Annotated in this window: 1 pseudogene; it reads right to left on the bottom strand. The window is 74.7% G+C overall.

Features of this window, described 5'->3' with window-relative positions:
• Positions 1-110: 110 nt before the first annotated feature.
• Positions 111-308 (bottom strand): annotated as a pseudogene (locus JHD67_RS22000) (hypothetical protein); the annotation flags it as partial.

Genomic DNA, 308 nt, shown 5'->3' with positions numbered 1-308 from the left:
CCCCCCCCCCCCCCCCCCCCCCCCCCCCCCCCCCCCCCCCCCCCCCCCCCCCCCCCCCCCCCCCCCCCCCCCCCCCCCCCCCCCCCCCCCCCCCCCCCCCCCCCCCCCTTTTACACCCACAACCCGCAAACCGAGATTCGGTCACGGGTCTCGTGGGCTCGGAGATGTGTATAAGAGACAGGGGTAAGGTCGTACTGGTAGTTGCCGGTGATCCGCCACTCCGTGCCGCCGGACGTGGTGTAGCGGGTCGGCCAGTTGTTGAAATCGGCAGCATGGGCGCTAACGGCCAGGCTCAGGCAGGCTGCACC

It is taken from the genome of Dyella sp. ASV21 (assembly GCF_016428975.1).
GTDB lineage: Bacteria > Pseudomonadota > Gammaproteobacteria > Xanthomonadales > Rhodanobacteraceae > Dyella.
The sequence above is the reverse complement of the archived record's forward strand: the minus strand, read 5'-3'. Positions and strand labels throughout refer to the sequence as shown.